Consider the following 13,742-nt stretch of genomic DNA (forward strand, 5'->3'; position numbering starts at 1 on the left):
CGTCGTGCCTGTACCTCCATCAAGGTTCTGACCGGCATCTTTTGGGTGATCGGGTCGCATCCCGGGTCCATCCCTGGGGTGCACATGCCGCGCGGCTCGGCCGATGGGACTGTGCGGCGACATGGTTCCAGCGGCCCGACGTCTGGTGGAATCCTGCTGCGAGTGAATCAACCCGTGTGGTCTGGGATGACGTCATGTCGGGCGAGCAAGGGGAGCAGGGTGTGGCGGCCCTGGGTGATGGTCCACTGCTCCGCGGCGAGACCAGCGATACGGGCGCCTGCGATGTTCTTCTCGTTGTCGTCGATGAACAGGATGCTGGCCGGGTCCACGCCGATGCGGCGGGCGGCCTCGGTGAAGAAGGCGGGGGCGGGCTTGGCGATGCCGAGGTCGCAGGAGTAGCAGCTGACGTCGAACAAGCGGTCGTAGCCAAGCGCCGAGCGCATGTAGGCGGCGCGGTGCCGCTCCTGGTTCGTGCCGAGATGGACACCGTAACCGCGCAACCGCAGGGCCCGGACCAGCGCGAGAGATTCGTCCATGACGTCGATCCGGTGCCACACGTCTCGGTACACGTCTTCGACCGGCGTCGATACGGCGAACTCGGCCAGGGTCGCCGCGAGCACCCGCATGTAGTCACCGCGCCCCGCGAGCATCGGGAGCTTGTTCTTCCAGGTCCGGTGGAAGAACTCCCGCGAACGCTCGCCCAGGTACGGCTCCATCGCCGCGTACCAACCTCCAGGGATCTCCTGAAGGACTCCGTCCGCGTCGAACAGCACGTGCCTGACGCCTGCCACCGATCTTCGCCTCCTTTTCGAGACCGGGTCAATGGGGCAGCCGTTCTCACAGATGTCCCACAGAGTCTGGCCCGCCAGGCGGAGGCTGCTGGGGGGACGTCCACAAGATGCCCGGTGGGTGTCCAGTCGTGAGGAGAGGTTGATCTACGGGGAGCACCGGGCGACGCGTTAGCGAAGCAGGCCGAGGTAGCGCGAGAGGGTGTGCTCGACCTGGGCCATGTCATCGCGGGAGAGGTAGTCCACGAGTTCACCCGCGACATAGGCGCTGTCGATGGTCCAGATCTGGTCGATCAGGATCCTGGTCGACCGTCCCGCAATGATCACCTCTGGTCTGAAGGTGGATGCCTGCGCGCTGGTCGACGTGGGAGCGATCGTGACCGTGGACCACGTGTTCTGTTCCATGCTCAGGACGAGGCCGAGCCGACGCCCCCGCTGTTCATGCCCGCGCTTGGCGTCGCCGAGGTCGACCGGGTATACCGCCCCGCGGATCAGGGCTGGTCCTGGGACCTGGCTGGTACCGCGAGGTTCGTACCTGTGATCACGATGTTGCCGTTGGTGTCATACCCCCACGCGTCGGGCTCGGCGGACAGGTCCTCGTTCCGCAGCCGGTGCATGTCCTCGCGGGCGCGCGTCTCCCACGCCTCCCGGTCCAGCAGCCGCAGGGCACGCCGGATGACGTCGCTGGTCTTCTCGTCCTGACGGCGGTTGGCCTCGACGATCCGGAGGTCCTCTTCGGTGGGACGGAACCCGACACTCATGAGGCCACCGTACAACAAACGTACAACAGTCGGGGTGGGTTTGGCGGACGCGCAGATCGAGGCATGTGTGTCCTGGGGGTGGTACCGATCGTGCTCACCCACGACCGAGCGCTGCTGGCCAGCACCCCGCAGGGGCGCACCGCCTACCTCGACGCCGACCTGCGGGACATCGACAGGATCCTCGCCGCCCCGCAGCTACACAGCACCCTCGACCTCACTCGGCCGGTCGCCCTGTCCGTCATCGCGATCTTCCATTTCATCCCCGACGCGGATAACCCCTACGGGATCGTGCGCCGGCTCCTCGACGCGTTGCCGTCGGGTAGCTACCTTGTCCTCACCCACGGCACCGGAGATTATGATCCGGACGCGGATCGGGGGATGAACACCTTCCGGCAGAAGGGGATTCCGTTCCAGCTCCGCAGCCGATCCGAAGTCGAACGTTTCTTCGACGGCTTGGAGCTGGTCGACCCCGGCGTTCAGCTGGCCCACCGCTGGCGGCCGGACAACCCAGATACACGGGCTCTGACAGACGCCCAGGTCAATATCTACGGCGGTGTCGGCCGGAAGTAGGCGGACGGCCCACCGGACCGGGCGTGGTGGAGCCCGGCCGCGGACCGGGATGGTTGCGGAAAGTGATAGCGGAAAGTAGCAGCGGCTAGGTGGGTGGGGTGAAGGTGGGGTCGGGGGTGTCGGAGCCGCGCCACAGGTAGGCGGTCAGCCGCTGGCCGTGTTCCCGTTCCTGCTGGGGGTTGGCGGGCAGGGGCCAGCGGAGCTGGGTGTAGAGGACGGTGCGGTGCTGGTCGTAGGCGGCTTCGATCAGGTCCCCGAAGACCTGGGCCCGGGCCGGGACGATCACGACGACGGCGGTGACGGCGACGGCCAGGCCGATCGGGATGGCCAGGATGGTCAGGGGTGCGAACGCGCAGAACAGCGGCCCCCAGATCGCGGTGGTGACCGCACTGTCCGGTGAGCTGCAAACGGTTGGTGTAGTCCGCGGCTCCGGCGACCCGGTGGGTATTTTTCCACCCTGCCGGGTGCTTTGTCTTCCAGGACGACAGGTGTCGTCGCCGCCGTCAGCGGCGGGGTCGGCACCGGGGACGTGCGGGGCAACCTGTTCGCCGATGACCCGGATCGCAATGAAGGAGACCGCGGCGTCTCCACGCCATCCAAGATCGTCGTGGCCCCGCCGGCTCGGCGTCTCGCGTGAGCCGGCAGGAACGTGGGCCGGCAGGACAATCTCAGACGGCCCGGGTGGGCACGCGATCTACCCGTCATGACCGTCTTCGCCCCGGCCTGCCCCACCTGGTCAGCCACCGCCTGGAGGCAGCCGCACTTAACGGCGAACTTAACCGCCGTAGGCTCGTATGATGCTGGCTATGGTCGGTGACAGGGCCTCGCATGCCACGCCGTTGTCGGTGGCGCGGTCGCTGCGTCTGCTCGGCGAGCATGTGTCGACCTGGCGGAAGCTGAACCGGCTGACCGCGGCCCAGGTCGCCCAGCGAGCCGGGATCTCCCGGGACACGCTGCGCGCCATCGAGCAGGGTAAGGGCACCGCGAGCACCGAGAACCTGTTCAGGGTGCTACGCACCATCGGGATCATGGATGCCGTCGTCAGGGCCACCGACCCGTACGAGACCGACATCGGCCGGCTGCGCATGGACGAGATCCTCCCCAAGCGAGTACGGCGCTGATGGCCGGACGGGATCCTGTCGAGGTCACCGTCGAGATCGACGGGCAGGAGACCGCCGCCGGGACGTTGTGGCTTCACGACCGCGGCGGACAGAGCGCCACGTTCCGATATGCCGACGCCTACCTGACCAACCCGGCCGGATACGACCTCGACCCGGCGCTGGCCAGAGCCGCCGGCGTCTTCCACACGCCGCCGGGGTCGGCCATCTTCAACGCGTTCGCCGACAGCGCCCCCGACCGATGGGGCGAGAACCTCATGAGGCGTGAGGAGCGCGAGCGCGCCCGCGCCGCCGAGACCACACCTCGCACTCTCGGTAAGGCCGACTTCCTTCTCGGCGTCCGCGACGACACCCGCCAGGGAGGTGTCAGGTTCCGCCAGCCGGCGACCGCCACCTACTATTCGACGCACCGGCACGCGGTCCCACGGCTGATCGACCTGGCCCGGCTCATGCGAGCAGCCGACCGCGTCCGCGCGGAGGGCGACTTCGACCGCGACCTCGCGGACCTCATCGACGCAGGTAGCTCGCTCGGCGGCGCGCGCCCCAAGGCGGCGGTGCGGGACGTGTCCGGGCGGCTCTCGATCGCCAAGTTCCCGCGTTCGGACAGTGACGAATGGGACGTGGCCGGTTGGGAGGAGGTACAACTGAGACTCGCTCGCAGAGCGGGGCTTACCGTGGCGGAGTCGGAACTGCTGACCGTTGCCGGCCGGCATGTACTACTCCTGAGCCGCTTCGACCGCATCGGCGCGCGGCGTCTGGGGTTCGCAAGCGCCCTGACCATGCTCGAGGCCTCCGACGAGGACCTCCGCAGCTACCTCGAGATCGCCGAGGTGATCGAACGCTACTCGCCGAGAGCTGACGCCGACCTGCGTGAGCTCTACCGGCGGATCCTGTTCTCCATCCTGACCGGAAACACTGACGACCACCTGCGCAATCACGCGTTCCTGCGCGAGCGAGACGGCTGGGCGCTCTCTCCTGCCTACGACCTCAACCCCAATCCGGACAACCCGGCCCGGCTGAGCACGGCCGTCGATCTCGACAACACCGACGCAAGCATCGACCTCGCGCTGTCGGTGGGCAACTACTTCCGCTTGTCGCCGCCGAGGGCCCGCGACCTCGTCAGGGAGGTGGAGACCGCCACGGCGGGCTGGCGGCAGGCCGCAGCCGGGCTCGGCATCCCGAAAAGCCAGGCCGACCGGATGGCAGTGGCCTACGAGAGCGAACAGCGACGGATCGCCCGTGCTCTCAGTGTGCCTTGAGATGTTGCCGGCGGTTACGACGAAGCACGCCCGCGGCGGCAGCGCTACAACGCGACCCTGGCAGACTTGATCGACGCTGGCCTCCTGCGCGCTGGCGAGCGGCTCGTCGGGCGCCGCAGCGGTCGGCTGTTCCCAGCGACCCTGACGGCCGACGGCCGGATCCGCACGGCTTCCGGCGAGGTCTACCGCTCGGCGAGCGCCGCAGCCAAGGCTGCTCCACCGGAGCGCCCAACCCGGGCGACTGGCGGTTCTGGCGAGTGGAACGAACGACACGCTGTTCGCGACCCGTGCCCGATACCTGCTGTCCTCCGGCGCCGAGCGGAACGGCTGAGGCATGCGGGCCCGCCCCGACGATCACGGTCGCGAGACGGGTCGAGGTGTCCGGAACCGCCAGGACTACAGAACACCCGTTCGATTCGGTAGATGATGTCACGGGCGGCGCGGTCACTGGACATCTCCCCTGCTCAGGTGTCCGGTGACAGGCATCTCGGCCCGTCGACAGCCGTGACCTGGGCAGATCAACTTCGATGGCAAAATCCGTGGGCGTCCTTTTGCCGTTGAAGTCGGCCCCCGACCACCGGACCATGATCTTGCCAGTCAAGTCGGCTCTTCGGGGGTGGCCGCGGGCGGTGAGGAGGACGACGACGGCTCTGATTGTTTCGGGGTGGGTGGCTGCTTCGACGAGGTCTGGCGTGGTGGGACTGAGGCCAGGGTTCGAGGCGATGGCCTTCGCTGTCTCCCGCTCGGTCAGCTTGCCTCCCCGGCGCATTCCGAACAAGGCCGAAATCATCTCGTAGTCGAGCAGGCCGGGTGCCGCGAACGATTCGACACCGCGAGTCGACGGCGCACGGCGACCCCGCCCGCGCTGTGGTCTGTCAGCGTTCGCACCAACGCCGAACAGTCGATCACGGCCATGACCTTACTGTAGCCGCTGCGCCTGCAATATTGCAGGCACAGCGGTCCAGGTCGTCAACGCGCCGCCGACGGTTGCCGCGTCCCGCGGTCGACGGGAGCAGTCCGCAGCAGACTGCGATTGCCGCGGCAACCGCCAGGAGTGTGGCTGCGATCTCAGGACCTGCCAGATCCACGGAACACCCGTTCGACCCTCAATTCTACGAAAGGAAGGACAACTGATGCCCCGATAGGACGGCGTTTTCTCCCCGCCGTAAACGGCGGGGCCTCCACGCCACAAAACCGGTAAGGAGGGGGCGACCGAGGAGAATGGTGAAGCCGGAGCGCCGCCTTCCCGCCACCCGCGCGCGGCGGCCACGGGACGCGAGCACCGGACATCGCAGAGCTACGATGTCCGGCGCCGCGGTGGCCGGAGAACCCGGGAGAGCATTGCCGATTGGAATCCGTTCCGGACGCCCTGGCCAACCCCGCTACACGTCTCTCCTAGCGGTTCGCTGTATTTCAGTGGCGTTCCGTCCGGGTCCTCTCGTCAACTCAGTCCCAGTCCCAGTCCCAATCCCAGTCGTCCTTGTGGTGCCGGTCCTTACCGTCCCAACGGTCCTTACCGTCCCAACGGTCCTTACCGTCCCAACGGTCCTTACCGTCCCAACGGTCCTTACCGTCCCAACGGTCCTTACCGTCCCGATGGTCCCAACGGTCCTTACCGTCCCAACGGTCCCAGCGATCCTTGACGATCTTTTCATCCACCGGGCCACCGAGATAGCTCGACGCCAGCGCGCTCGTAGCCGCCGGCCCCACGGTGACGAACACTGCCGCCGCCGTAGACACCGCGACAACCGCGGCTTTCCGCCTCACGGACTTGTCCATACTTCCTCCAGAACCGAGAGAGAGTGAATCGCTACCATCAGCAACAGAGACTAGTGTGCTCGACGAGGTCCGCAAACGGATCATCGGCCGGCTTCGACGATCAGCTGACTACGGAACATAGTCTTTCTGGGATGAAGAGGGGATGGCACATTTGACGTTCTCCCCTGCCTGAAGGCGGGATTCCAACCCCTATACACCCACCGGAAGGGGAGGTGCGGAATGCGGAAGCCTGTAGAGGCCATCGCTGAATCCTTCGCGTTCGCGGGAGAGCACGGATGCCGTGCCCGTGTTCTTCAGCGTCGCGGCGGAAGAGCGACAAAAACGTCCATCGACGGACGGTTCAACAGTGGCACGGACCACATCTCGTCGGCCCACCGGCTCCCGTCAACGGAGAGCCAGCGGACGACCTGGAGTCCACGGGCCAGACCGGCATGCTCAGCCGGTCGTGATGCCCACCTCGGCCCGCAACCGGGAGATGTCCGCCACCGCGAGCCGTGGCCCCGGCCGCAGAACCTGTTCCTCTCGCAATGCCGCCACGTGTGCGGCCACCGTGCTCCGGGCGAGTCCCAGGGACTCCGCGACGGCATCGAGCGAGAACGGCACCCGCATCGGATCGGGCAGCTCCGGTCCGGCGAGGGCGACCAGTTCCAACAGCAGGCGGACGACCCGCTGCCGCGGCGAGAAATGCACGAGCTGATGCTGGTAGGGAACCGTTTCGGACAGCTTGCTCACCACGTAGTCAGCGAGCGCTCCCTGAACGCCGTGCCGCCGCAGGAAGGAGTCGAGCATGGCGGCGGAGACCCGATGCGCCTCGCATCGATCGATCGCCTGCACCGTGGCGGTGCGTCCGGTTCCGATTCGCGCCATCTCACCGATCATGTCCCCGGGCGAGCGCAGCGCCAGCAGGAGGGCCGAGCCCTCCGCGTCCATGCGCACCACCTTCACCCGGCCGGTGGTCAGCAGAAACAGGAAATCATCTGGATCGCCCTGACGCAGCAGCATCTGCCGCGACCGGAAATGGCACCGGGAACCGCATGACAACAACGCCTGCCAGAGACGGTCGCCGAGGATCGCCTGTATTCCCCGCCGGGCAGGCCGGACAGAATCGGTCATCCCACAGAAGTATCGCGGATCGGACCCGCATTCGGCGCCGCCACCGAGAGGATGCGGCCGAGGTGACCGACCAGCGGTCTTGTCCGATCAATCCTTTCTATCCGGTTCGCTCGGTTTGCTCTCGGCCGCGATGTGCCGATATGCCGATGTGCCGTGCCGTGCCGTGCCGCGGATGGTCGAACTGCTGCCATCCGCGGCACGGCGCCCGGCTCCCGTGCCATCGGCGCAGGGCCTCGTTCACCGGCCGGTCCGGGACCCGGGTGAACGGGTTACTCGACTACTCGACGCCCTCGAAAATCCAGCCCCTGTCCTCGCTGAAGATGGGTGACAGGGCAACCAGCGGCGGGTAGATGAGCGCCGGGTGAAGCCCCAGGGTCAGTTCATTGTCCGGGACACCGATGGTGAAGGTACCCGACTGAGGGCCATCAGCGATCTTCCATTCACGCGGCTCCGGGAGCACACGTACCCGCTCGAACGCGTCCGGGTCACCATCGAAGCCCACAAAAGCCCCGCCGGACGGCTTGTGGATCGTGTAGGTGTCGTCGTCGGCGCGCTGCACCTGCCACACCTGCCCGTCGCCGTCGCCGTCGGGCAGAAGGACGAGGTTGCCCCCGCCCACGTCGGTGAGGGTCTGCTGCCCGGCGATGCTGATCCGGTAGATGCCGTCGATCACACTTGCCACGCTTGGCTCCTCTTCCGTCAAAGGAACAACTGGTCACGGTTGCAACCAGCCGCGATTGAGAATGTTGCTGCCTAAACCAGAGTCAGAAGGAGGATCTTCCCTTTAATGACATGATGAGACCCTTTTCGGCGGTTCGATGAGACAGGAAGGCTCTGCGATGGAGCACTGGACGAGCAGACCGTGGTGGCACCGGACATCCAGGACGCCGCCACCATCATGCCCGCTACCGTCGGCGTTTCGGATCAGCGGCACACACTAAAAATGCAGATCAAGAACCGAGGAACATCGCCTGGATCGCACCGATTTGACCCCGGAAATCCACTCTGGGACCAGCAGCGGGGATCAGCGCAAGACAATGGGCACGCCACCTTTGCGGACGTCGGACGGCACCGCCCACCGCAGACTCTCTCGAAGCACCGGACGCCACACGCCGAAGTCACGGTGGCGTAGCCCGAGGTTCAGCGCGCAGAACACGCCGAAAGACATTCCGGCGAAGATCCGGTCAGCCTGGCCCAGTGCCGGTCGAGGTGTCCTTTCTTCGGACACGGTGATGGATGCTGGCCGTCCCGGACCGGGACAGCCGGGACAGCCGGGATAACCCGGACAGATGGTCGCGCCAGCGGGGCCAGACCAGGAAGGCCTCGGCTTCGAGCATCGCCAGGGCGATCCGTGGTAGCTCGGAACTGGCGGAGTAGCAGATGTAACGGGGCTGCCAGGTGGGTTGGAATTTGGCGTTGAACCGGTACAAGCTATCGATTTGGAACCAGCGGGACAAGAATATTAACAGGGAACGCCAACAGCGGATGACCGGCCCGGCGCCCAGGCGCTCGCCGCGTTCGAGCGCGGACCGGAAGAACGCGAAGTTCAGCGACAGCCGTTCGACGCCCAGCTCGCGGGCCTGGCGCAGGGCGCTGACGATGAGGAACTCGTTCAGCCCGTTGTCGGCGGTCCGGTCCCGCGTCATCGCGTCCAGCGACAGGCCGTTGGGTCCCCACGGCACGAAGTGCAGCAGGGCGCGCAGCCGGGGCTCGGTGCCGGCCGCGCCGGCATGCGACGCGTCGTCCCCGGTTCCGCTCGTCGTGTCGTTCGCCGGGTGACCCGGAGCACCGTTCAGCGGGTCGTCCGCGTCGCGGGGGCCCGCATCATGGGAGAAGGCCATCACGGCCACGCAGTCGCCGTCCGCGCCGCCGCCGAGGCGGCCGAGCGCCATCGAGAAGCCCCGTTCCGTCTGGGTACCCCGCCAGGCCGCGGCCTGTGCCTTCAGCTGGGCGAGGTCGGCCGGCGCGAGATCGCCGACCCGCCGCGCGACCGCAGTGTAGCCGGCGCGTTCCACCCGGGCGACCGCCTGGCGAACGTTACGCATCGCCCGGCCCTCCAGCGTGAACGACGCCGTGTCGACGATGGCCTCGTCACCAAATTCCAGCGCGCACAGACCGGCGCGGGTCCAGGCGAAGCCACCCGCCTCCGAGCAGCCGAGGACCGCCGGCATCCACGCATGGTCGGCCGCCTCGCGCAGGAACTCCCTGATGGCCCCCGGCCAAGCCTCCCGGTCACCGAGCGGGTCTCCGCTGGCCAGCATCACGCCGGAGACCACCCGGTAGGCCACGCAGGCCTTGCCGGTCGGTGACCAGATCACCGACTTGTCCGACCGCAGCGCGAAGTATCCCAGCGAATCGGCCTTGCTATGCCGGGCCAGCAGGGCACGTATCCGTTCCTCGTCGGAGTCGGTCAGCCGGGGCCGGGGCTCGGGCGGTCGCAGCGCGAGGTAGCCGGTGGTCACGATGGTCAACAGGCCCATCGTCAGCAGCACGCGGGCGGCGAGGTCGGAGAACCGGTCGGAGGTGAACCGCAGCGGACCGGGGATCCCGACGAGTCCCTCGACGATCTGTTCGAACTGAGCGGACAGCGAATGCGGGCCGACGATCCGGTCCTGGCGCAGATAGAGCAGCAGGAACCCGATCCCGATCGAGACGACGGTGAGCAGCAGGCCGACGCCGAGCGCCCGCCAACGCGTCGACGGGTCGCCCTTGGCCCGGAACTCCCCGTGGACCAGCAGCAGGGCGATAAGCAGCGCGGCCGATCCGGCCGCCTCCTCGTAGTCCAGACCCTTGGCAACGTGGAGCACGATGCTCACGCCGAGCAGGACCACCACGGCCCGCCAGGCCCGCCGCTTGCGGCGGCGCAGCCCCGGCGTCAGCAGCACGAGCAGCATGCCGACGACGACGGTAAACGCGGCGGCCTGTTGGGAGGCTGCAGGGGGCAGGAGCACTCGCAGGTCCTCCAGGCCGGAGCGCCACTCCGGGGTGACCGCGGAGACGACGTCGACCAGGCCGACAACCAGGGCCAGCAGCGCAGCGGCCCGAGGCGCCCACGGCCGTTTCCAGGGGGGCAGCACGGGCATCCTGCTGCTCTTCCTGCCGGAACGGGCGCCGGGTGGTGTCGTCAGCGGCGGGGCCGACGACGCCGGTGAGGCCGATGACGCCGCCGAGGCCGACAGGGCACGCGGTGCCTGGGGGGCAGGCGGTGCGGGAGGGACGGGAGAGGCGGGAGAGGCGGCGGGCCCCCGACCGACCGGACCAGACCGGGCGGACAGGCCCCGGCGGGCGCCGGACAGACCGGGTTTCGGCCGCACCGCCGGGCGTGGCCACCACCGGCGCCGGATGACAGCGCGCTCGTTCGCCTCGGGCGGCGCGTTTCCCCCCCGCCGCCCGTCGGCGTGGCGCCCGGCCGAGGTGCCCGATGCCCCGGTCCCGCTCGAGATACTCATGATCCCTATCGTCTCCCGATGGGTCGCTTGCTACGGCGCTCAGGATCTGGAGACGATAAACCGCCCCGTCACAGACGTTCCTCGGGCCACCCGGTCGTAACCGGGCCGAGCCTCGGGGTGGTCACGCGGAGAGGGCGCCGAGTCGCGGACGAGAGCCAGGCAGGCGTCCCCGGGCCGGCCGGGAAGGACGACCTGGACGATCTCCGCCCGAACGTCTAGACATACCAGGCAGATTGGCTCACATACGACATTTAGGCAGTTAACTCACTTATCACTCCCATCCGGACGGAGGTGGCCCTGTGAGGTCGATCCGCGGTCTGCTTGTCCTGCACTGCCGCTGCGGCCATGCGCGTCATGACCACGAGCACTACCGGCCCGGCTCGGATTGCGGCCGATGCGGGTGCCCGGCTTGGACCCTATGGAGGCGACGTTGACGCCCTGAACCTAGAGTAAGATGGCAGGACGCCGGTTGACCAGATCAGCCGCTCACACGGCGTCACCTCCTGTTGTCCGCCAGACACGATCAACACCAGGTCACACGTCATTGGCCCTTGTAGCCCTCGGCATCGATCCGCGCACCGGCTCATCTCATGATTTCCGGGCTTGGTCTCGGCCCATCCTCCTCCCGATATGAAACTTTCTGAGGATGCCGGCGACCGACAGCTCGGTGTCGAGATACCACGTGCCGACGATTACCCCTCCGATGAGGACAACACCGAAACCGATCAGCCACGACAGGATGGTGAACACAACCCCGATCCCACCATAGCTACGCTCGTTCGCCACGATGGAAGCCGAGAATGCCAGCCGGCTGACGACACCCAGACCAGTCAGGCCGATCGTCGTGAACAGGGCTGTCGGCCACGAGTCCCGCCAGCTCATCCGGCCGATGGTGAGCACCCGGACCCCGACCCACAAGAAGAGCGCCAGGATCACGGTGGCTACCAGGCCGTAGCAGACCTGACCAGCCACGGTGCCGGTGAGCAGCGCCCCGAGACTCGTGGTAGCGACAAGAAAGAAGATCAGTCCGCAGAGCCAGACGACCTGGGCCAGTAGGCCGCGTAGCCCGAATGGCTTCAGCCTGAAGACCCGCACATAAATGGACTGGACGGACGCAGCCAGACTCAGTCCGCCAATTATCAGCCAGAGCACTCCCAGTACTGTCCAGCCAGTGATGACGGTTCCGCTCCGCGGGGTAAAGAGTCGTTCCACGGCCATCGCCGCATCATGGCTCAACCCCATGCGCGCGATGATTATGTCCGCCGCACCGCCCTGCCGCAGCGGCGACAGCGCCGCCAGCGTGATGACAAAAGGAAAGAAAATCATCAGGATCATCGCGGCGAGATTCATCGCCCTGTTAATCAGATCCGCCTCATGTAGTCTGGACGCCAGGTCTCCTACCGAGGACTGCCCTGCACGCACCCGGGCTGTCCCGACGCGCGCACAGAGCGTCCTGATTGGCCGCCGCAGCGCGCCGCTGCGGTGAGCGCCAGCGCCGCCAGACGGCCGCGACGCAAGATTGTTATTACTCGTACGCCAGCTCCGGGGCATGGCGTCCTCCCCACAGCACCGGGTTCATCGCCGGATCCGCCGAATGCCCTGTGTGCGGCGCTCGCCCTCCGGGGCGGGGACTCAGGCAGCCGCTTCAGTCGATGATGAGGGCGATGAAAATGATGCAGACGATGATGTTGATGAGCCAGCTGTGGGTGTTCATCCAGTCTCGGACGCGCGGTGCGGCGACTTCTGTCCGTCTATGGAACAGTAGCCGGGCAAGCAGCGGCAGTGCCGCCACCGTAACGGTCATCCCGATGAACGGGAGTGCTGCCGCATAGGACGCGTTGTTCTGCTGCAGATGTATTCCAACCGTCATCATAATCACGATGTCCGAAGGCATCAGCAGAATGACGAACAGTCCGACTTGGAACGCCTTCATCAGATCTGCCGCCATCAGCGTTGTCAGCCATTTCGGCGGCTCCACCGTTTCGCGCCGCACCCAGTTCTTCACGGCGGCGGCTGCCAACAGGCCCACCAGTACGTACTGGATGATCTGGCCGGCTGAACCGTTACTCCTCGGGCTGCCCAGGTCGACAGCGCTGTCTAGCAGTGCAGCAAGGCCCATCATGACGGCCACACCGGTCGCTGTCGCGACCGCCACACCGGCCAGGAACCCCAGAGATACCCGCCCGGCTCGTGGCGTGGTAACGAAGATGATCGCTGACATGATCTGTGGTCCGATCATCATGGTGATTGCCAGCGGGAGAATCTGGAGACCGTCCATGGATGCTCCCCACCGCTTGACCATGCTGACTCACGCGAGAATCCTAGCCCTCTCGCGCTCGAACTCCTGGTCGTTGAGCAGTCCGCGGCGGTGCAGGTCGTCGAGCTTGGCCAGCTCGTCAGCAATGCTGGTCGTGCGGGTCGCGGCGCGGAGGTAGCCGCGGACCGCCTCCTCCTCGTACTGCTTGTGGAGCACCATCCGATCCTGCATCCCGTCGCCGCGCACGATCAAGTAACTCAGGATACCGATGACCGGAAGCACGAGGACAAAGATCGACCAGCCGGCCTTCCCCCAGCCGGACAAATCCCGACTACGAAAGATATCAGCATAGATAACAAACAGGAAATAGATCCAGGCGGCAAACAAAAAGATAAACAGAACTGTTAGAAAAGCATTAAGCAACGGATAGTCCATAACCACTTCCTCGCTCGCCGAGCCAACAGCCGGACCGGGTCCTCCCGGCCCGCGCGCGTCAGGTGCGCCGCATTACCACAGCCATTACCTACCGCCTGTTCGCCGCGTCAAACCCAGCATCACCCGAAACTCACCCTCTCGTCTCGGCCCGATGCCGCAGACGGTGGCCGGGGGCACTAGGGGATCATCATTAAATAAGTTGATCATTTGATC

At 66.6% G+C, this 13,742-nt stretch carries 12 protein-coding genes and 3 pseudogenes; 4 read left to right on the forward strand and 11 right to left on the reverse strand.

What is annotated here, in order from left to right:
- Window positions 1-167: 167 nt before the first annotated feature.
- From AC08OT_RS13310 to AC08OT_RS13320, 3 genes are all read right to left on the reverse strand, one after another.
- Window positions 168-791 carry an HAD family hydrolase gene (locus tag AC08OT_RS13310; RefSeq protein ID WP_476593671.1) on the reverse strand — a complete coding sequence of 208 codons (624 nt, stop codon included), beginning with the start codon at window positions 789-791 and terminating at the stop codon, window positions 168-170.
- A gap of 168 nt (window positions 792-959) precedes the next feature.
- A complete protein-coding gene (locus AC08OT_RS13315) occupies window positions 960-1,283 on the reverse strand; it encodes a type II toxin-antitoxin system PemK/MazF family toxin (RefSeq protein ID WP_476602865.1) in 324 nt (107 codons plus the stop codon).
- Complete coding sequence (locus tag AC08OT_RS13320; protein ID WP_023842085.1) at window positions 1,280-1,549, reverse strand: hypothetical protein; 270 nt, start codon at window positions 1,547-1,549, stop codon at window positions 1,280-1,282. The genes AC08OT_RS13315 and AC08OT_RS13320 overlap by 4 nt, the downstream gene beginning before the upstream one ends.
- Before the next feature lie 84 nt (window positions 1,550-1,633).
- Here AC08OT_RS13320 and AC08OT_RS13325 point away from each other — a divergent pair.
- Window positions 1,634-2,119, forward strand: a pseudogene (locus AC08OT_RS13325) (SAM-dependent methyltransferase); the annotation flags it as partial.
- Between the two features lie 85 nt (window positions 2,120-2,204).
- Here the strand turns inward: AC08OT_RS13325 and AC08OT_RS13330 are convergent.
- Window positions 2,205-2,519, reverse strand: a pseudogene (locus AC08OT_RS13330) (hypothetical protein); the annotation flags it as partial.
- A 406-nt stretch (window positions 2,520-2,925) separates the two neighbouring features.
- On the opposite strand from AC08OT_RS13330, the gene AC08OT_RS13335 reads away from it, so the two are divergent.
- The 3 genes and pseudogenes from AC08OT_RS13335 to AC08OT_RS13345 all read left to right on the forward strand — a co-directional run.
- Window positions 2,926-3,240 carry a helix-turn-helix domain-containing protein gene (locus AC08OT_RS13335; RefSeq protein ID WP_462188213.1) on the forward strand — a complete coding sequence of 105 codons (315 nt, stop codon included), beginning with the start codon at window positions 2,926-2,928 and terminating at the stop codon, window positions 3,238-3,240.
- Complete coding sequence (locus AC08OT_RS13340; protein ID WP_462203573.1) at window positions 3,240-4,496, forward strand: type II toxin-antitoxin system HipA family toxin; 1,257 nt, start codon at window positions 3,240-3,242, stop codon at window positions 4,494-4,496. The genes AC08OT_RS13335 and AC08OT_RS13340 overlap by 1 nt, the downstream gene beginning before the upstream one ends.
- 33 nt (window positions 4,497-4,529) lie before the next feature.
- Window positions 4,530-4,919: pseudogene (locus AC08OT_RS13345) on the forward strand (restriction system modified-DNA reader domain-containing protein); the annotation flags it as partial.
- 1,023 nt (window positions 4,920-5,942) lie between these two features.
- Here the strand turns inward: AC08OT_RS13345 and AC08OT_RS13350 are convergent.
- The 7 genes from AC08OT_RS13350 to AC08OT_RS13380 all read right to left on the reverse strand — a co-directional run bounded on the left by AC08OT_RS13350 (window position 5,943) and on the right by AC08OT_RS13380 (window position 13,529).
- On the reverse strand, window positions 5,943-6,263 hold the full coding sequence (locus tag AC08OT_RS13350) for a hypothetical protein (protein ID WP_476602864.1): 321 nt from the start codon (window positions 6,261-6,263) through the stop codon (window positions 5,943-5,945).
- Window positions 6,264-6,710: 447 nt separating this feature from the next.
- The gene (locus AC08OT_RS13355) at window positions 6,711-7,388 is read right to left on the reverse strand and encodes a Crp/Fnr family transcriptional regulator (protein ID WP_476593673.1); all 678 of its coding nucleotides are present in this window, start codon (window positions 7,386-7,388) and stop codon (window positions 6,711-6,713) included.
- Window positions 7,389-7,665: 277 nt separating this feature from the next.
- Window positions 7,666-8,070, reverse strand: a complete 405-nt coding sequence (locus AC08OT_RS13360) for a hypothetical protein (protein WP_476593674.1) — start codon at window positions 8,068-8,070, stop codon at window positions 7,666-7,668.
- Between the two features lie 502 nt (window positions 8,071-8,572).
- Window positions 8,573-10,471 (reverse strand): phosphatidylglycerol lysyltransferase domain-containing protein, encoded by a 1,899-nt coding sequence (locus AC08OT_RS13365; RefSeq protein WP_476593676.1) that lies wholly within the window; start codon window positions 10,469-10,471, stop codon window positions 8,573-8,575.
- 954 nt (window positions 10,472-11,425) lie between these two features.
- Window positions 11,426-12,187: a ribonuclease BN gene (locus tag AC08OT_RS13370; RefSeq protein WP_462204009.1), complete on the reverse strand. Its 762-nt coding sequence runs from the start codon at window positions 12,185-12,187 to the stop codon at window positions 11,426-11,428.
- A gap of 295 nt (window positions 12,188-12,482) precedes the next feature.
- The gene (locus AC08OT_RS13375) at window positions 12,483-13,115 is read right to left on the reverse strand and encodes a GAP family protein (RefSeq protein WP_476594734.1); all 633 of its coding nucleotides are present in this window, start codon (window positions 13,113-13,115) and stop codon (window positions 12,483-12,485) included.
- A gap of 30 nt (window positions 13,116-13,145) precedes the next feature.
- On the reverse strand, window positions 13,146-13,529 hold the full coding sequence (locus AC08OT_RS13380) for an SHOCT domain-containing protein (RefSeq protein WP_476594733.1): 384 nt from the start codon (window positions 13,527-13,529) through the stop codon (window positions 13,146-13,148).
- Window positions 13,530-13,742: the final 213 nt, after the last annotated feature.

It is taken from the genome of Frankia sp. CgJB1 (genome assembly GCF_977947065.1).